General features: G+C 39.6%; 24 protein-coding genes. 11 read left to right on the top strand and 13 right to left on the bottom strand.

The features are described from left to right. Window position 1 precedes the first annotated feature (1 nt). Both DI060_RS13615 and kdsB read left to right on the top strand, forming a co-directional pair. Window positions 2–529 carry a flagellar basal body-associated FliL family protein gene (locus tag DI060_RS13615; protein WP_108977516.1) on the top strand — a complete coding sequence of 176 codons (528 nt, stop codon included), beginning with the start codon at window positions 2–4 and terminating at the stop codon, window positions 527–529. Window positions 530–531: 2 nt separating this feature from the next. Next, window positions 532–1,275, top strand: coding sequence for a 3-deoxy-manno-octulosonate cytidylyltransferase (kdsB, locus tag DI060_RS13610; protein WP_108977515.1), 744 nt, complete (start codon window positions 532–534; stop codon window positions 1,273–1,275). On the opposite strand, the gene DI060_RS13605 is transcribed toward kdsB, so the two are convergent. From DI060_RS13605 to DI060_RS13590, 4 genes are all read right to left on the bottom strand, one after another. After that, a complete protein-coding gene (locus DI060_RS13605) occupies window positions 1,272–2,966 on the bottom strand; it encodes a cation:proton antiporter (protein WP_108977514.1) in 1,695 nt (564 codons plus the stop codon). The two genes, kdsB and DI060_RS13605, sit on opposite strands and share 4 nt — an antisense overlap. Before the next feature lie 79 nt (window positions 2,967–3,045). Then, window positions 3,046–4,545, bottom strand: coding sequence for a TolC family protein (locus tag DI060_RS13600; RefSeq protein ID WP_108977513.1), 1,500 nt, complete (start codon window positions 4,543–4,545; stop codon window positions 3,046–3,048). Between the two features lie 3 nt (window positions 4,546–4,548). Then, window positions 4,549–5,877: an HlyD family secretion protein gene (locus DI060_RS13595; RefSeq protein WP_108977512.1), complete on the bottom strand. Its 1,329-nt coding sequence runs from the start codon at window positions 5,875–5,877 to the stop codon at window positions 4,549–4,551. Between the two features lie 5 nt (window positions 5,878–5,882). Then, the gene (locus DI060_RS13590; RefSeq protein WP_108977511.1) at window positions 5,883–8,120 is read right to left on the bottom strand and encodes an ATP-binding cassette domain-containing protein; all 2,238 of its coding nucleotides are present in this window, start codon (window positions 8,118–8,120) and stop codon (window positions 5,883–5,885) included. 70 nt (window positions 8,121–8,190) lie between these two features. On the opposite strand from DI060_RS13590, the gene DI060_RS13585 reads away from it, so the two are divergent. Beyond that, complete coding sequence (locus DI060_RS13585; protein ID WP_108977510.1) at window positions 8,191–8,796, top strand: YceI family protein; 606 nt, start codon at window positions 8,191–8,193, stop codon at window positions 8,794–8,796. A 34-nt stretch (window positions 8,797–8,830) separates the two neighbouring features. On the opposite strand, the gene ligA is transcribed toward DI060_RS13585, so the two are convergent. Together ligA and DI060_RS13575 are read right to left on the bottom strand one after the other, a co-directional pair. Next, a complete protein-coding gene (ligA, locus tag DI060_RS13580; RefSeq protein ID WP_108977509.1) occupies window positions 8,831–10,843 on the bottom strand; it encodes an NAD-dependent DNA ligase LigA in 2,013 nt (670 codons plus the stop codon). Beyond that, complete coding sequence (locus DI060_RS13575; protein ID WP_108977508.1) at window positions 10,844–11,857, bottom strand: M23 family metallopeptidase; 1,014 nt, start codon at window positions 11,855–11,857, stop codon at window positions 10,844–10,846. Here DI060_RS13575 and DI060_RS13570 point away from each other — a divergent pair. Together DI060_RS13570 and DI060_RS13565 are read left to right on the top strand one after the other, a co-directional pair. Then, window positions 11,856–12,578, top strand: coding sequence for a SanA/YdcF family protein (locus DI060_RS13570; RefSeq protein WP_108977507.1), 723 nt, complete (start codon window positions 11,856–11,858; stop codon window positions 12,576–12,578). The two genes, DI060_RS13575 and DI060_RS13570, sit on opposite strands and share 2 nt — an antisense overlap. Further along, the gene (locus tag DI060_RS13565) at window positions 12,557–13,132 is read left to right on the top strand and encodes a YceI family protein (RefSeq protein ID WP_244594409.1); all 576 of its coding nucleotides are present in this window, start codon (window positions 12,557–12,559) and stop codon (window positions 13,130–13,132) included. Before DI060_RS13570 ends, DI060_RS13565 begins: the two co-directional genes overlap by 22 nt. 2 nt (window positions 13,133–13,134) lie before the next feature. Here DI060_RS13565 and DI060_RS13560 read toward each other — a convergent pair whose 3' ends face one another. Further along, the gene (locus DI060_RS13560; protein WP_108978129.1) at window positions 13,135–14,013 is read right to left on the bottom strand and encodes a molecular chaperone DnaJ; all 879 of its coding nucleotides are present in this window, start codon (window positions 14,011–14,013) and stop codon (window positions 13,135–13,137) included. An 84-nt stretch (window positions 14,014–14,097) separates the two neighbouring features. Between DI060_RS13560 and DI060_RS13555 the strand changes: the two genes are divergently transcribed. The 3 genes from DI060_RS13555 to DI060_RS13545 are packed head-to-tail and all read left to right on the top strand — an operon-like array spanning window position 14,098 to window position 17,602. After that, window positions 14,098–15,813: an acyl-CoA dehydrogenase family protein gene (locus DI060_RS13555; protein WP_108977506.1), complete on the top strand. Its 1,716-nt coding sequence runs from the start codon at window positions 14,098–14,100 to the stop codon at window positions 15,811–15,813. Beyond that, window positions 15,813–16,721: an AEC family transporter gene (locus DI060_RS13550; RefSeq protein WP_108977505.1), complete on the top strand. Its 909-nt coding sequence runs from the start codon at window positions 15,813–15,815 to the stop codon at window positions 16,719–16,721. Before DI060_RS13555 ends, DI060_RS13550 begins: the two co-directional genes overlap by 1 nt. Further along, window positions 16,718–17,602: a DMT family transporter gene (locus DI060_RS13545; RefSeq protein ID WP_108977504.1), complete on the top strand. Its 885-nt coding sequence runs from the start codon at window positions 16,718–16,720 to the stop codon at window positions 17,600–17,602. The genes DI060_RS13550 and DI060_RS13545 overlap by 4 nt, the downstream gene beginning before the upstream one ends. Here the strand turns inward: DI060_RS13545 and DI060_RS13540 are convergent. After that, window positions 17,599–20,019, bottom strand: coding sequence for a 1-acyl-sn-glycerol-3-phosphate acyltransferase (locus DI060_RS13540; RefSeq protein ID WP_108977503.1), 2,421 nt, complete (start codon window positions 20,017–20,019; stop codon window positions 17,599–17,601). The genes DI060_RS13545 and DI060_RS13540 overlap by 4 nt on opposite strands. A gap of 12 nt (window positions 20,020–20,031) precedes the next feature. Beyond that, window positions 20,032–20,241 (bottom strand): hypothetical protein, encoded by a 210-nt coding sequence (locus DI060_RS13535; RefSeq protein WP_108977502.1) that lies wholly within the window; start codon window positions 20,239–20,241, stop codon window positions 20,032–20,034. 91 nt (window positions 20,242–20,332) lie between these two features. On the opposite strand from DI060_RS13535, the gene DI060_RS13530 reads away from it, so the two are divergent. From DI060_RS13530 to DI060_RS13520, 3 genes are read left to right on the top strand one after another with little or no spacing between them, the layout of a single operon-like run. After that, window positions 20,333–21,709 carry an SLC13 family permease gene (locus tag DI060_RS13530; RefSeq protein WP_108978128.1) on the top strand — a complete coding sequence of 459 codons (1,377 nt, stop codon included), beginning with the start codon at window positions 20,333–20,335 and terminating at the stop codon, window positions 21,707–21,709. A gap of 30 nt (window positions 21,710–21,739) precedes the next feature. After that, entirely contained in the window at window positions 21,740–22,327 is a 588-nt protein-coding gene (locus tag DI060_RS13525) for a hypothetical protein (RefSeq protein WP_244594407.1), read from the top strand. An 8-nt stretch (window positions 22,328–22,335) separates the two neighbouring features. Beyond that, window positions 22,336–23,154, top strand: a complete 819-nt coding sequence (locus DI060_RS13520; protein ID WP_108977500.1) for a CAP domain-containing protein — start codon at window positions 22,336–22,338, stop codon at window positions 23,152–23,154. Here the strand turns inward: DI060_RS13520 and DI060_RS13515 are convergent. Genes DI060_RS13515 through DI060_RS13500 form a run of 4 tightly spaced genes read right to left on the bottom strand, consistent with a single transcriptional unit; the run spans window position 23,140 to window position 26,793 of the window. Then, window positions 23,140–23,598 carry an EVE domain-containing protein gene (locus DI060_RS13515; RefSeq protein WP_108977499.1) on the bottom strand — a complete coding sequence of 153 codons (459 nt, stop codon included), beginning with the start codon at window positions 23,596–23,598 and terminating at the stop codon, window positions 23,140–23,142. The genes DI060_RS13520 and DI060_RS13515 overlap by 15 nt on opposite strands. After that, entirely contained in the window at window positions 23,599–25,548 is a 1,950-nt protein-coding gene (gene ftsH, locus DI060_RS13510; protein ID WP_108977497.1) for an ATP-dependent zinc metalloprotease FtsH, read from the bottom strand. Between the two features lie 27 nt (window positions 25,549–25,575). Then, complete coding sequence (gene pth / locus DI060_RS13505) at window positions 25,576–26,139, bottom strand: aminoacyl-tRNA hydrolase (protein ID WP_108977495.1); 564 nt, start codon at window positions 26,137–26,139, stop codon at window positions 25,576–25,578. A gap of 18 nt (window positions 26,140–26,157) precedes the next feature. Continuing rightward, the gene (locus DI060_RS13500; protein WP_108977494.1) at window positions 26,158–26,793 is read right to left on the bottom strand and encodes a 50S ribosomal protein L25/general stress protein Ctc; all 636 of its coding nucleotides are present in this window, start codon (window positions 26,791–26,793) and stop codon (window positions 26,158–26,160) included.

The raw sequence follows: 26,793 nt of genomic DNA, 5'->3' as shown, positions 1-26,793 counted from the left end.
AATGGGTGACCGTGAAGTAGATGAAGAAGAAGGTGGATTAGCCGAAGGCTCGCCTGCCGCCGCGGGCATGTCTCCCATAGTCAAATGGTTGTTGTATGTGGCAGCAGCGATTTTCGGTATTATCATTGTTACCGTCATATCAATGTTTGTTGCTCAAAAAACTGCGACTAGTGTATTTAAACAACAAAAGAACATTTCTCTTGTAAAGGCTCCTCCTCCATTAGAGGTATACACTTTCCAAGAAGAATTTAGGGTAAATACATCCGACGTGGGAGAGTCTCACTTTGTGAAGTTAAAATTATCTCTGGGTTTTGAGTCTGGGCAACCTGCTCTTTCTCAGGAATTGGCAACACGGGTTGCGCAAATGCAAAATATAATCAATCTTGTGATTGCAAGAAAAACCAAAGATGAGTTAAAAAATATCACGAATCAATTGGATTTACGTGAAGAGATCAAGGCACATTTGAATCACATTCTGACAAATGGTAAGATCAAAGAGATATATTTCACAGAATTTTTAGTGAACTAGAAATGTCTGAGAAAGTTCTTGGTGTCATACCTGCACGATACGCAAGTACTCGGTTTCCAGCAAAGCCCTTGGCAAAGATTGGAAACCGAACTATGATCGAATGGACCTACATTCATACAAAAAAATCCAACCTTGTCGACAGAGTTTTGGTAGCAACAGACCACCAAAAAATCTACGATGAGGTGATATCGTTCGGTGGTGAGGCTATTCTCACGGATGAAAAGCATCCAACAGGCACTGATCGCTTAATTGAAGTCTCAGAGAAATGTCCAGACTTTGGTATCATAGTAAATATCCAGGGGGATGAACCTGGAATAGAGGCAAACTTAATTGATGGAGTGGTTGAATTAAAAAAGCGCCATCAAGATTGGGAAATGACAACTGCTGCTGTTCCATTTAGCGAACTTGAGAACCCTGAAGATCCGAATCGAGTAAAGGTTGTCTTTGATGCAAACGGAAAGGCAAACTACTTTTCTCGCTCCCCGATTCCGGCCTCATTCAAAAAAAAAGCAATCTATTACCGTCACCTGGGCATCTATTGCTACCAAAGAGAATTTCTGCTTTCGTATCACAACTTGCCAATTTCTGATTGGGAAGAATCAGAATCACTTGAGCAACTTCGTGCGTTACAAGCAGGTAAACAAATTGGAGTTTACTTAACAAAAAAAGCCAACCTGGGTGTAGACACACCACAGGATTTGGAAATCGTAATCGCAGAGTTTAAAAAGAAAGGACTGATTTCTTAAACTTTTCGCAGACTATTTGTAAGATAGTCATACAAAAACTCACCAGTTATCACTCCTGGAACTATTACTTTGTGCGCACCTGTGCTCACCAATTTTTTGGCATCTTCTGGCTCGTCAGAAGTTAAAATCACTTTTGCATTTGGAGCAAGTTTGTTCAAAGTCGCCAACAAACGAGCATTATTTGTACCTTTTAAAAAACTATCCGAGATTGTGCAGATCACAAGAGAAGCATCATGGAGTCCAATATGAGTCAAAGAATCCGGGTGTGCTAAGTCTGCGTATGCCCATCTGAATCCTTGTTCCGTGAGTTCGTCTTTAAACGCAGGATTGTAATCTGCGATGATAATTCTCTTTGCTAAAGAAGGTGTGAGATCTAGAATATAATGTACGATCGCTCTCGCAATTCGGAAATAACCCAAAATGATGATATCTCTTACTTCTCCATCTCCATGACCAGAAGCATGTCCATGTGCACCATCTGCCGATTTCTCTTCTTGGCTTTGGTCAGAAATTCCAAATTTACCCAAAATGCGCGCAAAAACGGCCGCGATTGGGTGATTGAACATAATGATATAAGTAGAAAGCACAGACGCGATAATAGTCGCAGTTAAAATAACGGCCTTTAGCTGGCCTGTTATATGGTCAAATCCTGCACCCAATGCCATAATCACTAATGAGAATTCGGAGATTTGGGCTAGGTTTAAAGAAGTTAAAATTCCATTTCTGACTCCCTTCTTCAAGCTGATGACAACTGGAGCAATTGTGATCAACCGAACAAAGAACATCAAAAAGATAATTGCAAAAGAAATGACGATCACTTCCAAACTTGGAAGAGGTACTTTCAAACCCAGTGCGACAAAGAAAAGAGTGACAAAAAAATCTCGAATCCCAATCAACTTTGAAATGACATCAGCTCCATAGGGAAATGCGGCGATGCTCATTCCTGCAACCAATGCACCCATTTCTTTGGAAAGTCCTACCTGTCCAGCGACCCCGCATGTCACAAAACACCACATAATTGAGGTTAAGAGAATCAACTCGGGGCTATTGGCACAGGCCTTATAAACTCTTGCTAAAAGATATTTGCTGAGTGTAAAACTAAGTACGAGAATCGCAAAGATTTTAGCAATGGAAGCCAAAATTTTGAGTATTTCAGGATTGTTTAGATTTGGCTGCACACCCATAAAAAGGATAGCCCAAATATCTTGGAATACGAGAACACCAACTGTAAGTTTTCCCGATAGTGTATTGATTTCTACCTTGTCCTGAAGGAGTTTAACAACGATTAGAGTGGAACTTAAAGAGAGGGCGACGGCAATATAAAGGAGATCAAATTTCTCCTTACCAATGGGCAGACCTAAGTAAGGGAAAACACTCAATATGAAGGCAACAGAAAGCGTGAACTGAAGAGAACCCAAAAGAAACATCGCCTTTCCCATCTTAGCCAATTCAGAAAGGTTGATTTCGAGCCCGATGATAAAGAGTAGTAAAATGAGTCCAATTTCTGAAATTAACTCAATGGATGCCTCATTGGTGACCAGTGAAAAACCCATCTCCTGGCCTAGTAAAGCCCCACCTATGATATAACCTAGGATCAACGGTTGTTTTAAAATCCGAGCGACGTGGCTGAGTACAGTCGCAAATACAATGCTAAGACCTATGTCGTTTAATAATGATTCTTCACCGTGCATATCTATCTCTTTCTGTGGTGATTATGGATTCCTAGGGATAGGGGGGAATTCTTTTTTTTTAAAACAAGTGATTTTAAACTCAGGGGGACTTTTCATCTTGCAATGCTTTTGCAGTTGCCGCTTGAAAATTTGCTAAAGAACTATGGTGATCGAGAAGGGCTTTGATTTCTCTGATTGCAGCTTCTGATGAAGTTTGCTCTCGTATGTTAACGAAAAGAAGATTGGAATCGCCCAAAAAGAAGCGTTCTCTCTCTAAGGTTTCCAGTTTTCTAGCTAATTCCACTTCTGACTTTGTAACGCCTACTCTTTTGTATGAGGTGATGACTTCAGAAAGTGCATCCTGTACTTCTGTGCTGATCTTATCTTTTGCAAATTGCAGTTCTTGGTCAAGTTGCGCCATCTTTGCTTCTGCCGCACCGATTTCACCACGTGGTCTGCGTGTTTGTACTGGTAAATTTAGAATCAGTGATGCTTCTAGCTCCGGTTTGGCTCGGGTAATTGATCCTGGACCAAAGTCTTGTGATGTCGCTACTACTAAATCAACCTGAGGTTTTGCCGAGTTGTAACCTAACTCTCTATCAATGGCAACCTTATTTCTTTTATGCTCATATTCTAATACTTCTGGTCGAAATAGAAAGGCTAATTTGAGTGACTCTTCCAGTGACAGATCACGAGGAGAAATGGGTTCCGGAAAACCTATGGGCAATCGATCTTGGTTGGGAAGGATCATCGTACCATCAGGTGTTCGCAAAAATAAGGAAAGGTCTATTGCTGCTTTTTGCAACTCACGCTCTGCTGTCACTAATTGGGACTCTCTTTGTAAGATCGCTCTATCGTTTTCCGTTGCCTCAACCTTGGGTAAGTCTCCTAACGCAATTCGATCTGCAACTTGTTTCTGCCGAACTTTCGCAATGGCCAAAAGATCTTTATAAACTAAATACTCCTGCCCCGCACCTACCCATTTCCAATATCTCTTTGTCGCCTCTCGGATAACTTCAATCTTTAACTTTCGGATGGACAGTTCAGCTAACTTTTGGTCAATTTCTGCTTTTTTGATATCTGCTCTATTTTTGTCGATCTCTCGGTTTCGTACAAGTGGTACGATAGCTCCTGCCCGAATCTCACCATAATCATTGGTTGCCCTTCTTAAATCATAGGATGGGAAATTTCCCCTCCCCATTCGATATCCAGCAAAGAAGGAGGTCCCACCCAGAGGAGTGGGCTTTTCAAACATTGCATCTCCCACGTTGTTTTGGTAAAAACCAAAGGGTTTCGTTGTGCCCATGGACTTAAATTGTAAATCGAATGCTCCCTGGGCAGCTAAGTACCTATATTCTGCTTCTGTTAGGATTTTTTCAGCGGCCAAAACCAGAGGATAGGATTTTTCTACAGAGCGTAAGAGTTCACTTAAAGTAAGAACGCCTGGCTGACGGTTGATAAAATCTTCTGCAAAAATATTGGGTGCATGGTTTTCAATGATCGTAATTTTCTTTCGTTGGTCACTTTCCACTTCCGCAAATACGTATGTGGCAGGTAAGAGAAAGAATGTAGAGATAAAGAATTTAAGAAAGCGTTTCATATATTATTTTGATTTTTTTTGATCTGCTTTCTCAGCATCTTCACCTTGCAAAGGTAATGTGGGAGGAAAGTCGTTGAGTTTTCTCCACAATTCGTATCCCAAACTGACACGATTTAAGAATATCCAACCTTTTACCCGGACTCCTTGACGAAGATAATTGTCCGTCGGCCAAGGTCGATCACTTTCATCGGGTACAACCAGTACGCGGAAATTTCCCGAGCCATCGTCAGTGACATCTACTAACTTTACAATACCACCAAAAGTTCCTACAGCTACTTCGGGCCAACCACTGAGTTGGAGTACTGGGTAACCTTGGAATTGCAGACGGACAGACCTTCCTTCATTCACAAGAGGGATATCGTTTCCATTCACATAGAGCTCCACGGCTTTGAGCTCGGAATCAGGGACGAGAAGTGCCACACCGTCACCTTCTTTGACCTGCTGTGTGTCTGGGTTGACAAGGATTCTCATGACAGTTCCATCTCGAGGAGCGAAGATATGTTGGTTCTGTTGCCTGGAGAGCCTAGCTTCTAATCTAGGGAGGTCTTCAAGTACGCGTGCCACTTCCGCATTGGCAGTTGCTAAAGAGGCACGTGCATCATTGATGGCAGCATCCACATCATTGCCAATTCTGCCAGTATCTGCAAACATGGCCTTCTCCTCTTTGATCGCTGCCTCCAAGTTTGCCTTGGCTCTGTCTAGTCCAGTGGCAGCCGTTGCATGTTCCAACTCGGCGAGTTCAAGATTTCGCTTTGAGGTTAGGCCCTTTTCCAATAACTGTTTTTGACGTTCCAAATTGATAGTTGCTGTTTTAAGTGCCGCCTTTGCAGCATCTACAGCTTGTTCGCTGGCAGTCACTCTATCGATTGCCATCATTCTCCTCGAATCTGCTGCCGTGTAGGCATTCGATTTTGATGACCTGAGCGCTTGGATGCGCGACCTTAGACTTTCCTCACGATCTCTCGCCGCCTCAAGCCTTAGTAACAGAGCTTCTTTTTCCTGTTTGATTCGATTGATAAATTCGGGGTCATTATCCGAGATATCAATGATAGGATCTCCTTTTTTGATTTTACTACCTTCATGGACATACCATTTTACCACGCGGCCATTGACGGGAGACTCTATCAATTGTTGGCGGTCGAGAGGCGCATAGGCAACAACTCGGCCATAGCCTGTGGTGGTTTGTTGCCAAGGTAATACAACCAAAAAGAAAATGGTAATCACAAACAAAAATAAAAGGAGATAGGCTAACGTTTGTGCAGGTTTTGCAGTCTGCACAAGTCGATAAGCAGGTAAACGTTCTAAAGAGAAAGATTTGTATCGAGTATTCATGGTTTTTATTTTCTCTTACGTACAGGTTTTGGAGTGATTGTATTGTCTTCAATACACATAAGTGTCTCCATTCGTGAAAGGACAGCTTCCGATCTCGAGGCAATCAACAAGGTCCATGGGCGTTTTGGATCCAATAAGATTTCAAAGATTGGCTCCAAATATTGCAATGGAATACCATCTAATATCCGATCGACGACCAAAAGTCTAGGTTTTGAAAGGATGGCTCTTGCAATTTGTAAAACGCTCTTCTGGATCGTATCAAAAGGATTGCCAAATGTATTGAGCTTGGTATGCAATCCATCGGGCAATGTTTCAATAAATAACCAAAAATTCATTTTTTCTAAGGTTTCTCTAATTTCAAAAAGGGAGATATCATTTCTACCGAGACAAAGATTTTCGTGGATACTACCTTCAAAGATTTCATTTCCTCTGAGTAGTACTGTATCCATAAAATTCATTTTGTAGTCGGATTCATGCAGATCTTGCTGGTCAAAAAAGATGCTACCTTTTTCTGGTACGCGAATGCCTGCGACTAAATCAAGAAATATGCTAGATATTTTTGGGTCTTCACAAGTAATTCCCGTTATGCTACGTGGTTTGAAACAATGATTAAATCCATTGATATCGATGAAGGCTTTGAGCGACGAGTATTTGATGTTTGACATCTCAATTTCCAGAGGACCTTCTTTTGGAATAAAAGGATGTGGTCCTCCTGAGGATAACGGAAGGCTTAAGACCGCGTCAATTTTGTCCACGGCTGCGATCATGTAGTAAAAGCTACTAAGCTGTTTTCCAAATTTTGCGATATCGCTGAGAACTTTGGCAATTACAAGCTCTGCGGCCACCAATTGTCCAATCGTCAATTCTCTATTGATTACAAGATAACCACCTAAGCCCAGTACGATGGCACTAGCAATTACTTGCAAACCTACTAAACCTGCGATCTGAAGTATTAGGTTCCGGAAATATTTTTCTCTAGAGTATAAATAGTCTTTTATTAAGGTATCAGCTTTTTTTGCCCCGTATTGAAGACCAAACTTTGATTGGAATATAGCTGAATGCCTTGCGATCTCTTCAATCCAAGCAGCTACTCTGTATTTTTCCTTAGAGACATATGTATAAGCAGAAACGGTCTTTTTGCCTAAGCGATAGATAAGGTAATAAAATCCAACGACCAATACAAAAAGATCAAATAGTAAAAAGATAGGATGGTAGATTCCGATAAGAACAAATCCAATAATGGTAGTCAGTAGTACGGAAAGGCCTTCCACAAGCAGAGTATTCACTGATTTTTGGATCGTCATAGTATCAAAAAATCGATTCGCTAACTCTGGTTTGTGGAGATTTTCCGTAACCTCCGCCTGGATGAGAGGGAATTTTACAGCGAATTCTGAGGCAATCCTCACAAAAACTCTGCGTTCTAAAACTTCTACGACATAGGTTTGGATGATTTGCATAGCTCCTGCAAAACCCAAAAAGAACATCACTAGAATCGTTAAAACGATGACAGGTTGTAACAATACTCCAAAAGAAACGATATTAACGAGGGAAGAGGTAGCAATCGGAATCACAAGTGATAGGATACCAATGCCTATACCGTAAATCACTACAATCCAGATATCTCTTCTTTCAAGAGAAATCAATTGGTATACAATATTCAGGACGTGCTTGAGTCGGTCAGTAGATTTGGTTTTTTCGACACTTCCTGTGAATTGGTAGAGAGGCTCACTGATAAACCAACGAAGTCCTATTCGTGTATTTTTGATCCCCAGAATTTGGCAGAGATCCTTCTCGGGAATCCACTCTTCGGTGTGGTCAATGGAAATTGTCTCAACCTTATATTTGAATGACTGGTACCCAGTAATTGAGTATGCGATGAAGTTAAGTCCATCCCTACTTTTTCTGATGAATACAAAAGGAGAGTTTGGCGTGATAAAGTTTTTGATTTGTTCTAGAGATTTGTGAGTATAGTTTAACTTTACTTGAAAATGAACGGATAACTCGATCAAAAAATCTTCAAAATTGTCTTCGGTAATGTTTGGGTAACGATACTGATAACGATTCAGTATCTCATACATAATGCTTGGTTTGAGTTTTCTTCCGTTTATGGAAGCAAAATAATTGAGTAGGTTGAGCCAAAAATTATCACCTAATTCTCTTGGGCTCTCAACTCTCGACTCTTCAAAACCGAATAATAGTCGGAGTTTTTTTAAATATACTTTTAAGAATTTCACTTGTTTCATCGGTCGCCCATTAGACTGAACTTGACTTTTTTTTGTTCCTGTTTTTCCCTTCCAATGAGGGGTTTTTTAAATGAAAAAGACAGCCATCCTATTTCTGGTTTTTTTCCTTTTTGTCTCATATCCAATGTTTGCTGATGAAAAGTGTAGATACCAATACGATCCGAACAAAACGTTACTTGAATGGACCGCATTTAAGTTTACTGAAAAGACAGGAGTAAAGGGCACATTCAAACAAATCAAGGTAAAAAAGACAAAACAAGCTAATAACATTTTGGATGCAGTCAAAGACCTTAGCTTTGAAATCTCCGCAGACTCAGTGGATTCATACAACCCAGACCGTGATATGAAAATCAAAAACTTATTCTTTGGTTCTATACAAAAATCGGGCACCATAAAAGGATCATTTCAAAAGATCTCTGGCACTGATTCGGGAAACGCTACACTCTCCTTACAATTTGGAAAAAAGTCTGCGGATTTCCCGGTTACCTTTAAGATCATAGACAACCAACTGGAAGTCTCAGGTACCATTGATGTATTGGCCCTTGGATTGGCAAATGGTTTACAAAAGTTAAACGAAGCATGTCTCGAATTACACAAAGGAAAAGACGGAGTGAGTAAACTTTGGCCTACGGTTGATGTAAAAGTAGTTTCAAAGTTTGAGCCTATTTGTAAATAGCCAGTAAGAAATCTAACAAAAGCTATATCCCATTTCAGGTTTGGAATGGGATTCCTTCTTTTTTTAATATCCTAAGAAATTCTTCTTCATTCACTAAGGTAACAGATAATTCTTTTGCCTTGTCCAGCTTTGATCCTGCACCTGGTCCATACAAAAGATGAGTCGTTTTTGACGAGATTGAGCTTACCTTTTTGCCACCATGTTTGACAATCAGATCCATTGCCTTATCACGTGGTTGGAAGTTCTCAAAGCTTCCAGTGACACACCATGATTGTCCAGCAAAGCTTTGGATTTCACTTTTTTCTTGTACATCTGCGGTAAATTTCAATCCAAACTTGATGAGTTGTTGGATTAGCTGATTTGTTTCTTTGTCTTTTGTGTGAAAGAGTAAAGCTTGTATAGTTCGGGGGCCGATGCCATGCACTTCTTTCAATTCTTCCTCTGCATTTTCTTTCTTAGAAAGTTTTACGAGTTTTTCCCAACTATCATAACCGTTTTCGATAAGAATCTCTGTTACTTTATGGCCAATTTCGTTCAAACCCAAGGAAGGTAGTGTGAATCTAAAATCTTTTTCTTTGGAGCGTTCAATGCCTGATAAAATGATTTCAGTAGACTTTTCTCCAAACCCATCTAGTTGCACCATATCTTGCCTTCTCTCCTTCAGAGAGTACAAATCGGCTATTGACCTTACCCAAGATTTTTCGTAGAAGAGAACGAGTTGTTTCTCTCCTAGTCCTTCAATATTCATTTGTTTTTTTGAACAAAAGAATACTAAGGTGTTCTTTTCCCTCTCTGGGCAGTGTCGATTTGTGCAGAAGTAGTCTACCGATTCATCAACTTTCACAAGTTTTGTTTTACAGGCCGGACATTGTTTTGGTAATTTGAATATACCTGCTTTTGGTTCTGAAATGACCTTCTCGACAGCAGGGATGATTTCTCCTCTTTTTGAGACGAGTACTTTTGCTCCAATGCCAGCGCCTAAAGTATCAATGTAGTCTTGGTTATGTAAGGTCGCATATGTGACCGTTGTACCTGCTAATTGAATGGGAGATATCTTTGCACGAGGGGTGATTTTTCCAGTACGTCCAATAGCAAAATCAATATCTTCGATTGTTGACTCTTTCATGAGTGCTTCAAATTTAAAAGCACGTGCCCATCGTGGGGAATGCGAGGTTTCTCCAAGTGATTCTCTTTTGGAAAGGTCATTTAGTTTTATGACCAGACCATCAATAGGGAAAGGCATTTTATCTTTTTTCTTACGAAAGGTTTCTACGGAAGAAATAAGATCTTTACCTTTTACAATCATAGTATCTGGTGCCAATGGAAATGAATTGGACTTTAAAAGTTCTAGAATATCTTCATGCGTGTTGAATCCTTGCCTTCCCTTTGTCAAAAATGCATCATAAACAAAAATTCTTAACGGACGTTTTGCGACTTCTTCGGGATCTTTATGTTTGATGGAGCCTGCGGATAAATTGCGAGGGTTGGCAAATTTACCACCATATTCCTCATTAAATTCTTCAAAATCAGAAAAATTCATATAGATTTCACCTCTCACAGCAAGGTTCAGAGGCTTTTTTAAAGTTAAGGGAATGCTTTTGATGGTTTTAACATTTTCCGTGACCACATCACCTATCCCACCTGTACCACGCGTAACACAGGTTTCAAGACGTCCATCTATATAGTAAAGAACCATGGAAGCACCATCAATTTTCCATTCCAACGAGTATTTTGCTTCTATATCCGTCTTATGTAACCATTCACTCAAATCATCGGTATTGTATGTATTTTCTAAGGAGAGGACAGGAATTTGGTGTTTGAATTTTGTAAACTGAGTGCTTAGATCAGAGCCAACAGAGTCTGTCGGTGAGTCTTTCAGTTTTAATTGTGGATATTCTTTTTCTAGTTTTTTGAGTTCACCCAACAATTGATCATATTCGAAATCGGTGATTGTTGGTGAATTGTCCTTATAATACCGTTCATTATGTAATTTAATTTCTTTGACTAGAAATTTGATTCTATTCTTTGCTTCTTTTTCCTTGTCCAATCAGAACACACCAGCTTGCAAGTAGTCTTCAGGATCTAATTTACCTTCTTCAGCTAGAAGTACTTCGTAGTGTAAATGAGGACCCGTTACATTTCCAGTTGCTCCAACTTCCGCAATGACCTCCCCTTGTTTCACTTCTTGACCTTGGCGAACAAAAATCCTCGAGCAATGCCCGTATAATGTTGCATAACCAAACTCATGTTGTATGACCAAGTGATATCCATATCCAACCGTGGAATAGACAACTTTGATAACCCTTCCTGGAGCTGGTGCATAAATTGGAGTTCCTGTCGCATTCGCTAGGTCCACTCCATCATGGTATTCCCAAAAACCAGATGTGGGTGATTTTCTCATACCAAAGGTAGAAGTCATATTATAAGATGTCAAAGGATTGAATAAAGGTGTTGCAGAAAGAATGGATGCACGCGTGAATAGAAAGTCATAATTTGCATCCATAAGTCTTTGGTAAGCGTTCATTCTGTACTTAAGATTTCGCAAATCGTAAATTTCAGATAGATACTTTCGACCGATGTCGAGTTGTTTGTCTTCCCTTTCTTCTCTAAGAAGTGCTTCGTTTGCCAATGACTCCAAATCATCTTCTGAATCGATTTTTAATAGCTCATCATCCTGGCCATCTATCAAGGCATACATTTCTAAGAGGTTTTCATTGAGTCGTGAATACTCCTCTCGCATTTCTTCCAATTGGCGAGAATGTGTAAGGTAAGTGTCGAAGTAGTTTCCGTAGATCTCGGAGAGTTGGTCTAGCTGAGATTGAGTATTGCCCGAGCGGAAGACAGCAAAAACAGCGATCCCTAACAAGGAAAGTGTGAGTCCTAAAAAGAAGAGAATAGTAAATACAGAAATTTGGAAGTTGAAAGAACTATCATAACCGTGAGGAATCACCATAACTGTCATTCTTTGGTGTCCTTTTTCTTTGACACGATCGATCTGTTTCTTAATATGAGGATTGTCCTGAGAAAAAACAGTCTTGAGGTTTTCGATTTTTTTCTTCATGAATAAGGCAAAATCCTACATAGCTCAGTCAATGGCTTTATTGTCCTCGGTCAAGTGGAAATCCTGGGCGAAAGCTGGCTTCTTAGCTCTTATATTCTGTCTCATTTTAATTCTTTTTGCCGATCTCCAAATCGACCGCATCTATTCAGAATCAAAACATAGTCCCAATCCAGACGAACTTCCCGATTCCTTGGTTGCCATCATCCCAGGTGCTGCCGTCCACGGCAAAATACCCTCACCCATTTTATCTGACAGATTGCAATGCGGATTGGATCTTTACCGAAAGCGGAAAGTCAAAAAAATATTATTATCTGGGGACAATGGACAATCTGACTATAATGAATTGAGACCTATGCTTGACTTCATGCTAAAAAATGAAGTAAGCCCCGAAGACATTTTTGTCGACCATGCTGGGTTTCGAACTCTAGATACATTGATTCGAGCAAAGGAAGTTTTTTTGGTTGAAGAGGCAATTTTTGTAAGCCAATCTTTTTTCTTGCCTCGTGCCGTCTATTTGGGAAAAGAATTAAACATAACTTTGCATGCCTATGAATGCAATCTAAGGTCTTATAAAAAAGAAAACTTTTATGAATGGAGAGAATTCTTTGCTAGGCAACTGGCCTATTTCGATATTATCTTTGATACACCTCCCAAATTTTTGGGGGACAAATATCCGATAATGGGAAGCGGAGTGAATACATGGAAAGGATCAATACAGTGAATCTAATGAAAACTATAGGCATAATCGTAATCTTTTGCTTCTTAGCAACTAACAGAGATTTATTTGCTTCCGAAGTCATCAAAAAGGAAGCAAAGATTTTTGTGGAACATGCGACAACTGATGTGACAGGCGTATGCAAAGAGATCAACTTTGAGAAATTTGAAATTCTCCCACAAGGGAAATCTTACAAACTTAAGAGTCCGTTTCAAATTACCATTCCGGTAACCAAAATTGATTCAGGCGACGAGGATAGAGATGAACATATCCAAGAAATTTTAGGTCATCCTGAACATGCTCTAATTTATATCAAGGTCGAATCCATCTTACCCAACGATCAAAACTATATAATTAAGGGAAAGTTAACCATTCATGGTCGTACAAAAGACTTTGAATCTATCGCAAAGGTTGAAAACAAAGAGAAAAATATCATTTCGACAATCGGTGAGTTGGAAGTCACATTTAGTGCTTACCAGTTGGAGAATCCATCTCTATTGTTTTTAAAAGCTAAAGATCAAATTAAAATAAAATATAATTTTGATATAAAAATAAAATAAAATCAGTCCTGTTTGTTCATTAATAAAATCAGCCGATTGTATTTAATGATGATCTTTTTTGTCATCTCTTCACCCTTTTTATTGATATCAGGGTGATATTTTTTTAAGAGCTCTTTAAATCGTTTCTTCACATCAATTTCTTTGGCATCATGGCTCAGATCAAAGAAGGTTAAGAGCTCTTCCAATTCAAGATTGGTTTTTGTTTTCAGTTTTTTCTTTTTTTTCTTTTCGGCTCTGACTCTTCCAAAAATTTCATAATAAGTTCTGTCTCGAAATTCTTTCGTGATGTCTCGAAAATTTAAAATCTTGGTAGGAAGAAGAGCCATCAAATAATCCCTTAAGAACTCTTCTGCTCCAAATTCAGATTGAATGTCTCTACTGTTTAAAAAATTTCTGATGGCTCTATCTACAAAAAAAGAAATCTCGAACTTATCCATTAAATAAGAATCTACTGCATCATCGAAATCGATTGTTGCTGTTGCTAGGAGCAATAAAAGTTCTTTATCGAGTTTATGATTTTCAACCGTTCTTTGGACAAGAGATTTATATGATTCACGAAGTTCATATAGAGGTCGCTCACCGAAGAAAATACCTGAGCGCAAAAAATAGGAAGACACATCGTCAAGATCAAGAGCATAGGAGAGAAAATCGATGAGATCATCGCCATCCACATCATTGAAGCCTCCATTCAGACTCATCTGTGGTTTTGTGCTTTTGAATTGGTAAATCTTTCTTAGGCATTCTTCCTTTCGAATTTCTAAGAGCTCTGCCAATCTGTCGTAGGACAAAAACCAATGCAAAGAATTGCTCTGGTTTTGTAATTCAAAAATTACATCACTTAGGAGCTGTATAGATCTTTTGGATTCTTGGCGAGCTACCATTTTTCTGGTATGTGATAGCCAATCAAAATAGCAAGGAGATTCTTTTTTGCTAGAGAATCTTCTGTATGGATTGGAAATGGAAGTATGAACCACCATATCTCGAAACATCCATCCCTTCAAGACTATGATCTATCGTCCTATCCTGGATTACGTGGCAAAAATTTTTACGAAATGGATACAGCTTTAAAGAGGGTGGTCTTTAGGTATAGCGAACACTTTCCAAAAGAACATGCAAAAGCAATGGAGGAACATCTTTCTGTTTATGGAGGTTTGGTGGGAGGCATTTTAGATGAGCTGACGGAAAGATCTCATAAAGAAGGGAAATATGGAGAGGTAGTCAAATTCGATAGGACCGGCAAAAGAATTGATTTAGTTCTGTATTCACCCGAGCAAATGGAAGCAAGACGAATCTCCTACCAGCATGGTGTGGTGAATTTAGACTTTCACAAAAATTGGCAATTTTCTTTTCCGTATATCCACCGCTATGCTCTCGCTTATCTAATGAACTTAAACGGGGAGGGAGGAGTCGCTTGTCCACTGGCAATGACAGATGGAATGATATTGGCACTCAAAAAAATTGGAACAGAGGATCAAAAAAGAAAATACTTACCAATTGTCGCAGATCCAAAAAGTGATTCTTATTTTATGGCCGGACAATATGTAACAGAACGAGTGGGTGGAAGTAATGTATCTGCTAACCGAACGATTGCAAAAAAATTACCAAATGGCAAGTGGTCACTGACCGGTGAAAAATGGTTCTGTTCAAACCCTGGTGACCTTTGGGTAACGACAGCAAAAATTGAGAATACGAATATTGTAGGACTTTTTTTAGTTCCGAGAACCAAAGAAAATGGAGAACTAAATGGCCATCACATTGTACGCAAGAAAGATATCATTGGTTCACGCGGAAAGATTACAGTCGAGATCATTTATGATGATGTCGAAGCCGAGGAGCTTGGCAGACCTACACATGGACTTGCAAACCTAATCAAATATGTAATCAAAGTATCGCGTATGCATGTTGGCCTTGGCTCATGTGGGAATGCAAGGCGTTCGGTAATGGAGGCAATTGAATATGGTAAATGGAGGACCGCGTATGGTAAAAAGGTAAAAAACTTCTCCGCTTATGCGAGAAATTTAGCGGAGATGCAAATACTGCAAACTATCAATGTATTTGTCAATTTCAGATCTATCGACCTTGTAGAAAAAGAAGATCCTTCCTCTGAAATTCTTGTGCCATTACTTAAGTACAAATCGTCCTCACAAGCTTCTATGATCACACAAAAGGCCATGCTTTGTTTAGGTGGAAATGGAATTATTGGGGATTTTTCTCCTTTGCCAAGATTACACAATGATTCGATCATCAATGAGACTTGGGAAGGGACTCATCTCATCATTTCGGAGCATGTTCTACATTCTCTACAAAAAAAGCGCAATTATGAATCTTTTTTAAATCTATTGGAGAATCTGACAAAAAAATCTAATGAGCAACCCGACCTAAAGATTCCTTATGAACAATTTACCGAAAAATTTACAGAATGGAAATCTATCTTTGTTTCAAAGTCCAAAGAATGGAGAGAAATCAATCGAATCTACATCGCAGAATTGACTTACCAATTAATTGCTCTTGCAGAAATCATAGAACAATGCGTATATGATCTAAGCCATAGCCAAGAATCGATTTACATCCTTTTTGCAAAAGGGTATGCTGAACTCATCAAATTTGGCTTGGATGGGGCAAGAGATGACAATAGTATTTTTGCTAATCAAGAGATTTTAGAAACAGTATACCATTATTAATGAGTAATCTTCTTCTTTTATTGGTCTGTTTTGTTTCTGGAATTTTGCTTAGACGTTACAATCGCATACCTTCAGATGCATCTAAAGTATTGAATGCATTCATATTGTATTTGTCCTTGCCTGCCTTGGTGTTTCATCAAATATATAAAGTCAAACTTAGTCCCGAGATTTTACTACCAGCATTGATGCCTTGGCTTGTTTTTGCATTTGCGTTCCTTTTGTTTTATTTCCTCTACTCGATTCATGTTTATTCAAAAGAAATGATGGTATGTCTTACTTTATGTTGTGGATTGGGGAATACTTCCTTCGTCGGAATTCCAATATTAGAATCTTATTTAGGTAGGGATGCACTTGCGTACGGCATTATCTGTGACCAACTTGGTACTTTTTTGGTACTTAGTTTTCCTGGAGTCATACTGATTCAGTTACAAGGAGAAAAATCTTGGACATTTCTATCCTTGTGCAAACGGATTTTCTTATTTCCGCCAGCGATAGCCTTGTTATTCGCGATTCTTTTCAAATCGCTCAGCATTCCTACTTTCATACTAAGTTCTCTCGAAAGATTAGGGGATACGCTTTCTCCCCTGGCATTGGTTTCTGTTGGGAGCATTCTTGATTTCAAATCTATCCCAGGTTTCAGGAAAATGCTAGCCTTGGGTTTGGTATTTAAACTCCTGCTATCACCTTTGCTAATTTGGATCATATACCAAAATCTTAATTTATCAAAGCTGGAATTTCAAACGATTGTTTTGGAATCAGCGATGGGACCTATGGTAACGTCCAGTATCCTTCTTATTGATCGGAAGATTTTTCCAGATCTTGCCAGTCTCTTCTTAGGTGTCGGAATCCCGATTTCATTTTTGAGTACGTATTGTATCTATTATCTTCTTTCCAAAGGTATCTTATGAGATTACGTTTTTACTTCTTATTGGTTTTGGCAATGTTGTCTTGGGGGATATCTTGGCCCTTAGCAAAAATGATTTCAGTATCTGTTCCCATTCACGTTTTGGTCTTCTGGAGATTTTTATGCACCTGGCTTTCTGTTATTCCGCTTCTCTTGGTTCTTCGCATTCCAATCATATTACCTTCAGGAAGAGATTACTTTAACGTATTAATCGGTGGAATCATCTATACACTCTATAATCAATTTTTTTTTCTAGGACTTGCCAAGGGTTTACCAGGCGCAGGTGGAGTTTTGGTAACGACTCTCAATCCTATCTTGACATTCTTTCTTGTCTCTTTGGTATTTCGAAAAGGAATTTTAAAATCACAGGCAATCGGTTTGTTTGTGGGATTGATAGGAGGATTGACGATTCTAAAGGTTTGGGAAGTTAATTTTGCCGATTTGGTACAGTCAGGCAATCTATTCTTTTTGTTTGCGTCCTTGACTTGGGCCTTTCTTTCGCTAAATAGCCAAAAAACAGGCAGTAGGATACATACACTTTCCTATAGTTTCTTTGTTTATGCGATCGGTAGTGTATTAGAGTTTTTATTTTCGTTTCGTGAACCCAGCTTTTTACATGTCTTCCAACAAAATGCCACCTTCTGGTGGATCATTGCCTACCTATCTGTCATTTCGACAACCTTTGGAACGACTGTTTATTTTTTTGCCTCAACAAAACTTGGATCAGCAACGGCTAGTTCTTTCATTTTCATTGTGCCACTATCCGCTTATCTTTCGAGTTTTTTTATTTTAGAAGAAAAGATACAGTCGCATGTTTTTATCGGTGGATCTCTTGCGGTAATTGCCGTTTATCTAATCAACCATACCAATAAAGTTTCGGATTAATATTTTTTATCCTCATCTTCAGGAATCATTGTACCATAGTAATTGATCAGAGCATCGTTTTTAGAAGTTAATATACCATTGATCTCTTCTACAAACTTTCTTTTCTCCAGAATTTTTTTGCCTTTGTGCCAGATTTCTTCTGGGTCCATGGTTAAATAATTTCCAGGATGTCTTAGGATAAAATCCTCCACCAATACCTTTGCGCTCTTTACATCTAAATGAAATTCATTTTCCATCATTAATTTAGCAACAATTTGATTTGGCAGTATTTTATGGTATGTCTTCCAAGCTTTGGTGATTCTGTATGCCAGCTCAAGTGTAGGGTCATCATTGTGTGCATACTGAGATATCGGAATCGGATCACAAAACTCAACATGTACGGAAGTCCGCTTCGAGAGAAAACCAGCCATGGAGAGATCTTCTTCGATATCACAGAATTGATTGTCTTCTGGAACACACTCATAAGACAAAGAAATAGGTACGATTAAAATTTCCGTCCCAGAACTTCTGAATGCATTTACTGCCGTTGTGAGAAGCCCTGTTTTTACAGGCACGATCCCACCTGTCCGAGACCGTGTGCCTTCCGGATATACAAGTGATGGGATGCCTTTTTCAAGCATCACTTGCGAATAAAGTGTCAAACATTCTAAATAGAGACTATTTCTAGTTCGCTCTCTGTCCACAGCATAGGCACCTAAGGACTTTAGCATCCACTCCCAAAAAGGATTGGACATTAGGTTGATGCCTGCCGCATAACGGGGGACAGGAAGTCCCAAATGAAATATTGAATAAGCAACTTCTACAGAATCTAAATGTGACCGGTGGGTCGGAGCGTATAAAACATTGTATTTTGATGAGAGTGCCTTTACATCTTCCGTCTTTCCACCAATATGTGGGATCATAGATCCCCTCGAGAATCCACCAGAAAATAAGCGGATGGGTGCAATGACTCTCAAAAGAGATTCTCTTACGGTGGGGCTATAATTATCTGCAATTTCTCTGACGTAAAAACGAATAATCTCTTTGATATAGAGTGATTCTTCATCTTTACTTGCATGTGAAAATTTTTGCCAAACCTCAATCTCGGATTGGAATTTTGACTCTTCTAGTTTTTGTTTTTTTCGGATAGCTTTTGTTAAGCGTTTTTGAATTGTTTCAATGATAGCTGTTGATTGCTTTTTGATCCTACCTAAGTTTCCTTGGACATTTAGTACACTTTTTAAAATCCTATCGACGAGGACATTTTGGAAATCAATGCCCGATGTTAAATTGAGTCCAACCTTTTTCAGAACGACAGGAGGCGGAGCTTGGGATTGTAATTTTCCACCTTTAATGTATTCGATCAAAGCTTCAGGTGGTTGTTTTCTAGTCAGAACATCAAATAGGATTCTATGTAAAGTGAAGGGAAGGCGTATCTCGTTCGCAAGTTCGATCAAGATTCCAAGCGCATAGCTACCCTCGACATTATCCTGCCATTTTTCAGCTTCCTTTTCAATAAATTGTTTTGGGGAAAAGAAGATTTCAATTCTTTCCAAAAGATTTAACTTTTCTTGCCCGCTCAACAATTCTCCAACTATTTTCCTTCCAAAATTCCGGTTTCTACTTTTACCACTCGTTGCAGTCGCAATAAAATCGGCCAGACCTGAGCGTCCCATCACAGTATCGGGTCGGGCACCATACTTCATGGCGAGATCACGTACCTCTTGAAAGCCTACCGAAAGTAATTCTCCTAAAAGGTTAGATCCATAATTGGGCAATAGAGAAACAATTCCAGATGCAATCGCCATGGGATTCTTCGCGACACCAATCAATTCCATGCCTAAAATATCATCTGTTGTACTTGTGTTCACAAGATAAGAGCCTAGAAGTTCGGCTACGTATTCTCTAGCTTCTTTATTGGAGGAACCTACATTAAAAAATGCAGTTTTTTCTTCCATAATCTCTGCGATCATCGAAGGTCCGTTTACCACGGTAATTTCAAAAGATTGTATGTTTTTTTCTTTAAGAATGTGCTCTAGATATTGGCTATAAGAGATAAAACCAAACTTCTTTCTATACTTTGAATCTAGGATGCCTTTGGTAAAAAAAGAAAATACAAAATCATTTTTTGGTGAGATGGTATCAATGAGGGCATTCAAATTGTCCATACACATTCTGGATGGTACTGCTATATGAAAGGACCAATCATCGCGACCAAATACATCTAAACTTGAGACAATTTCGATATGTTCTGGGATATCTAAGGTGATTCCCATAATTTCTGTTTGGCGACGTTTTTTTAATTGTTGTACAAACTCTTTGTCAGGTATCCAAAGTGTAACCTCATCGAAATTCTTTGCTAAAAGACTCGAAATGATCAAGCCCATAGGGCCGCTCCCGAGAACGGCCTGCTTTAAATCTAGATAAGAGATTGACATCGAATATTGTCCTTATTTGGAATCGTCTTTACCGAGGAACTTGGTTGCAAGTTCTGGGAAATATGCGCCTACCAAAATGATCAATAAACCTATCACGTTTGGAACAGAAAAAAATCGGAAAGGCGTTGCACCTCTGTCAAGACCAACATTGATCACGCAGACAAACCAACCTGCCAAGATCAAGCCAAATCCTATGATATGAAAAAACATCTTTTTTAACATTGTCAGTAATCTCCTCTATATGCTGAATAGTGAAAGTAAAATTTTCTTTCCATAGGAATCTACCACTATGCTAGGCAATCGTCAAGTCCCTATGAAAATCTCGATCTTCTTATTTCCTGTTCTGTTCATTTTACCTGCAATTTTTGGATATTATGAGCAATGGTTTTCTCTAAACAAAGTGCAATCTGTCAATTTGTCCATTGCTTTGTTGGCAACCTATCTTTGGCTGACGGAGCTGATCCCGCTCTATGTAACTGGTTTTATCATTTTATTTTTAGAATTATCTTGGTTGTTACCAGTTTGGACTGAACCAAGGCCAAAACCCATCGTTTTTCTTTCTTGTTACTTTTCTGATACCATCTTATTGTTCTTAGGTGGCTTTGTAATATCACAAGCAATCTCTCGGTATAGGTTAGACGAAAGACTCGCAAAGATCGTTCTTTCACAAAGCAGAGGTTCTTCCTTTCGTTTCTTACTTGGGATTGGCCTGGTGACTGGATTTTTATCCTTTTGGATGAATAATACCGCAACGGCGGCTATGATGTTAGGCCTTGTCATGCCCATGATGGCACGTTTTCCAGAATCTTCTAGTTTTCGAAAAGGAATTCTATTACTCGTACCCTTCTCGGCAAATTTGGGAGGGATCGCAACACCAGTAGGGACTTTACCAAATGTCATAGGTATTGGTTACCTAAAGGAGAGGGGATTGGATTTTGGTTTTTTAACTTGGATGGGTTTTGCAGTTCCTGTAGCTTTAACTTCAATCCTAATCTTAATTCTGCTCATTTATTATTTCTATGCCAAGCCAGAAAAGGATGAGACATTCAAACACTTCACGATTGCCACCGAGTCTCGCATCTTTTCCAATGCTGAGTGGTTTTCCATATCTATCATTGTGATAACCATCTTTGCCTGGATGACTTCAGACTTTCATGGTATCGCGAATGGTACCATAGCTTTGTTTCCAGTTATAGTTTTCTTTGGCACAAAACTATTGTCATTGGAAGAATTTCGTTCTCTCTCTTGGGATGTTTTAGTTTTGATGGGAGGAGGGATTGCCTTAGGTAAGGCAATGGAGGAAACTGGTCTTGCGAAACATTTCATCACATCCTTCTCGTTAAATGAACACTCTCTTATGTTTTTGTTTTTATTCTTTAGCTTTATGTCTCTAATTCTTTCTTGTTTTTTGAGCAATACCTCGGTTGCGAATTTGATGCTTCCCATCACTCTAGGCCTCCCGCAAGAATTGATCCTTCCTGCCGCTTTGGGCGCTACCATAGGAGCCTCATTGGCTATGCCCTTTCCCATTTCAACACCACCAAATGCTTTGGCTTTTGGATATGGTGGTATTAAAAGTTGGGATATGGCTAAGATTGGTGGATTGATTTCTATCGTTGCTTGGATGATCTTTGTTTGTTTAGGAGGAGGTATACTTCATATCAGCTCCATTGTGGATTTTTCCTTTTAATTGAATAAAAAAGGCTTTTCATACCTAAAAATGCAAATATCCTCATGCCCAGGTATGCGGGAAAAGTTAGCAGTAGTGATCTTCATTCTTTTTGGATTTAATCAGTGCCATAACTACTTATCTGAAGACGTACCAATCGTAACAAAACCGTTTTTAAACCAACGATTAGCCCTCTTGACAATCAAAGTTACTTCCCCGGAATCACCTAAACAAACCAATGAGCTTTCTCAACTGTATGCAAAGTATTTAATGGATACTGGATTCTTTGGAAGGGTGCTTTCCGATGGAATACGTAGTGCCAATCATATCGACATCTATACGGCAGAGGTCAATGAATATGAGCATTTTTGGATCTCATCTATCTCTTCTCTTTTTATGGTCAGCACACTTGGACTATTGCCCTCTATTTTTTCAAAAGAAAGAGTACTCATTGCAGAATTTTATGTGAATGATAGAATGGTAGGTAGAGAAAGATACCGACAAAAACACAGTACGCTTGTTGGCATTCCCTTTTTACTAATCTGGGAAACTGGTATCAAAGAAGCAAAATTAATCGAGTACAATAAAGAACGCAATTTGATCAACAATATGATCCAAGACTACAATCGATTTTTATAGGAGAAGCTATGTTATTTGTTACGCGAACCACTATCTCAATTTTAATCTTATTTTTAATCTCTTGTGTCAGTCCTCCGCCAAAGGTTGAGAAGGTGGTTGTTCCAGAAAAGAAAATTGAAAAAAAAGAAACAGTTCAGGAAGATACTCAGCCAAAGACTGAGTTGGCCTTTTTAGAATCTATCGAAGATGGAAGAAACATTCCCTCTTCAGGAAATTGGACAGCAGAACAATACAACTCTTTCAATGAGCAAACCTTCTTCTCTTACGAACCTGCAAAACAAACCATCGACTTTCAAAATTTTGACTACCCACTTTTGCATGCTGCAATCTTCTACACGGCAAGCAAAGAGAGGAGAAAGCTTGGGATGAAGGCATTTAAATATTCGAGTTTATGCGAACAAGCTGCCTTTGGCCATGCACAAGATATGGTAAAATATGATTTTTACTCTCACACTAGCAAGGTCACTGGAAAAGAAACCTTAAGAGACAGACTAGAATTGGTTGGATTGGTAAAACCGATTTCTGGTGAAAATATTATCTCGGCTTTTGCTCTGGATTACAAACCAGGTACACCTCTTTATACACCTGACCAAAATACCCATAAGAAGTTTAGTTATACTCGTAATGGTCCGCCCATCCCCAACCATACCTACATTAGTTTGGCAGATTATTTGGTTGAAACTTGGATGAATGCCCCAGCGCAGAGGCGCAATATCTTGAACCCAGATTTTTCTTATTTAGGTACAGGAGCTTACTACTACCAAGATGCAAAATTTCAAAACATTGATCGTGTAAAAGCAGTTATGGTATTCTCATCGAAGCCCTAGTTCATTGATCCTTTGGAATTCTCGATCACTGACCGGTTGAATCGAGAGCCGCATCCCCCTTTTTAAGAGGAGCATATCCTTTAGTTTGGCTTCGTTTCTAAGTGTTTCCAGGGTGAGTATCTCTTTGAATCTATGTTTGAGCTTGATTCTAACTCCAAACCACCGTGGTTTATTGGGGTCTGCTTTTTCATCATAGTACGGGCTTTTGGCATTAAACTGGTGAGGGTCAGGTTCTCCCTCCCCAACTACTTCAGCAATGCCTACGATCCCAGTTGGTTGTGTACTGCTATGGTAGAATAGAATTAAATCACCTAACTTAACTTCATCTCTTAAATAATTTCTGGCCTGGTAGTTCCTAACTCCCTCCCAGAAAGAGACTTTCTCTCTTTCTAGGTCGTCAATGGAGAAGACATCAGGCTCAGTTTTGAAGAGCCAGAATTTCATCTAGGTAAAGGCAGGTTTTGTGCTTCCCTTCGTTTTTTTGGACGAATTGCCACTCTTTTGCGAAGGGTCAGAAGATTTTTCTCCCGCAGGGTGAACGATGGCCATCAATTCGTCTGCATCGATCGTCTCTTTTGCCAGTAAAGCCTTTGCAATTGATTCGAGCTTTGCCTTGTTCTTCCGAACTAAATCCCTTCCTCTGTCAAGAGAGGATTGGACAATGCGTTTCACTTCCTGGTCAATCATAGCCGCAAATTCTTCTGAATAAGGCTTATTTGAATTTCCGTAGTCTCGTCCAACAAAAGGAGAATTTTCACCCCCACCGTAGTTGATTGTGCCTAGTTTTTCGGACATACCCCATTCACATACCATACGACGAGCGATGTTGGTCGCCTGTTGGATGTCATTGCTGGATCCATTAGACGGATCGCCAAAGATGAGTTCTTCGGCAATGAAGCCACCCATTGACATCACTATTCTATCCAAGCAATATTGTTTACGGTAAGAGTGACGGTCTTCTACAGGTAAGGATTGGGTTAGGCCAAGTGCTCTTCCTCTTGGGATGATTGTTACTTTGTGCACAGGTTCTGTATAAGGGAGCAAAGTACCCAAGAGAGCATGCCCGGCTTCATGGTAGGCAGTCATTTCTTTCTCTTTGTCAGATATGAGCATGGACTTTCGTTCTGGTCCCATCAAAACCTTATCCCTGGCTTCCTCTAACTCTTCTTGCGTTACACGCTTTTTATTTCGTCTTGCGGCAAGGAGAGCAGCCTCGTTGATCAAGTTCGCAAGATCCGCACCGGTAAATCCAGGTGTTCCCCGAGCTATGGAAGAGATAGAAATATCAGATACCATAGGAACTTTTTTTGCATGCACTTTTAGGATTTCTTCACGGCCTCTGAGATCAGGTAGGTCAACAATGACCTGTCTATCAAAACGACCTGGACGGAGGAGAGCAGGGTCCAATACATCGGCTCTGTTTGTGGCGGCCATCACGATGACACCTTCGTTCATCTCAAAGCCATCCATTTCAACTAACATTTGGTTTAGGGTTTGTTCACGTTCATCGTGACCACCGCCAAGACCTGCTCCACGCAAACGTCCTACCGCATCAATCTCATCGATAAATATGATACAAGGTGCATTCTTTTTACCTTGGTCAAACAGATCGCGAACTCGAGAGGCTCCAACGCCTACAAACATTTCGACAAAGTCTGATCCAGATATCGAGAAGAAGGGTACACCAGCTTCACCAGCAACTGCTTTCGCAAGTAGAGTCTTACCGGTTCCTGGAGGACCGACTAACAAGACTCCTTTGGGAATACGAGCGCCAATTGCTTGGAATTTTTTGGGATCTTTAAGAAATTCAATGATTTCAAGGAGCTCAACTTTTGCTTCCTCACAACCCGCCACATCATTGAAGGTGACTTTCACTTTTGGGTCTACGTTCATTTTGGCTCTAGATTTTCCAAATGTAAAGGCTTTGTTTCCCGATGCCTGGAGCTGTCGCATCATGATAAACCAAATGAAACCTAAAATGAACAGCCAAGGAAGAATGCCATAAATGACACTTAGGAATTTATTTTCTTCTGGGGACTTTGCTGTGAATGATAATCGAGATTTGCGAAGTTTTGTCACCAAATCATCGTTAATGGGAGCAATATTGGTTTTGAAGGCTTTGGGCTTGTTGTCTTTGGAATCATTTGGTATGTACCATCCTTCAATCAAATCACGGTCTATCATGATTTGTTGTTTGTTGGTGACATCCTTTCCATCTTTCGAGGTGATTCTACCGATAGGTTTTTTTCCTTCTACCGGTTCTACCATGTTTAAGAACTCAGAGTAACTGATTTCGTCCGGCTTTCCTGCGAAATCTTGACCTTTATAAAGCGTATACAGAACGACGAGTAAAATGAGTAAGAAGAGGAATACAGATTTGATGTTTTTGTTCATGAAAGCAGTCTCCTTGATTAGACTGGATCAAAGGTGATATTTCTGTATCACTTCGTCGATATCGCCCATGGAAATCGATCGAATTGCGGCTTCCGCATCGTTGATGATCTGAATCAGACTTAGATTCTCCAATGGCTCAAAATCATCACGTAAAAATTCTTCCCTTTTTTTCGGATTGAACTTCGGATTTTTGACACCGATCCGAATTCTGATGAAATTGGGGGAACGGAGGGATAAAGAGACAGATTCTACGCCAGGATGCCCATAGCTGTCTCCACCTTTTGTAACGACAATCTGCCCTAAATCCAATTGCAAATCTTCATGGATTAGAACTATGTCCTTTACTTGGATTTTCAGAAAACTGGCAATGTATAGTACGGACTCACCAGATAGGTCACTAAATGTTTGTGGTTTCAAAAGTACAACTTCATCGCCCTCGAATTCACCGCGTCCAATCAAAGATTTTTTCTTCTTTGTTTTGATCTCGATGCCAATGTTGTTCGCAATGACATCGAGGATTTTGAAACCGATGTTGGATCGATTGTTGTTGTACTTATCGCCTGGATTCCCTAGGCCGACGATCAGCTTCATGTAAAACTAATCTCTAGTTTACTTTTTAGCTGCGGCTTTTTTGGCAGCAGGTTTTTTGTCTTTTTCTGCTTCCGCCTTCTCCGCTCTTTCTGCTGCAAGAATCGCCTTAGTTTTGTTGCATGATGTTACAATCGGATCTCCATTGATCACTATGTCCCAGGACTTCGGTGTAGGAAGTTCAGATACTTTGATACTCATGCCTACATCTAAATGAGAAACATCGACACTGATCACATCTACTAAATCTTCTGGTGTGGATTTCACTTTCAATTCATGGATGAGATGCTCAAACTGTCCTCCGGCCTTAGATCCTTTAGCCACTCCAACAGTTTTAACTGCTACTGTAGTGAGGATTTTTTTGCCAGGTGTAACTTTGAAAAAGTCGATGTGACGAATCTGTCCTGTGTGAGGAAATCTTTGTACTTCTTTAACGAAGACATTTTCTTTTTTTCCATCGAGTTCGATTTCGATTAAGGTAGCTTTTCTAATTCCTGAATCGATGAGTTTTTGGATTTCTTTCTCTACAACAGATGCAGAGGTAGCTTGGCCATTGCCAATGATGTTGGCAGGCACAAGACCTGCCGTTCGCAATCGACGTGCTGGTCCTTTTCCTTTTTCTGCTCTTGGTTCAAGTTTTAATTTCAATTTTTCCAT

It is taken from the genome of Leptospira ryugenii, from assembly GCF_003114855.1.
Taxonomy (GTDB): Bacteria; Spirochaetota; Leptospiria; order Leptospirales; family Leptospiraceae; genus Leptospira_A; species Leptospira_A ryugenii.
This window is presented reverse-complemented; position numbering and strand designations above follow the sequence as displayed.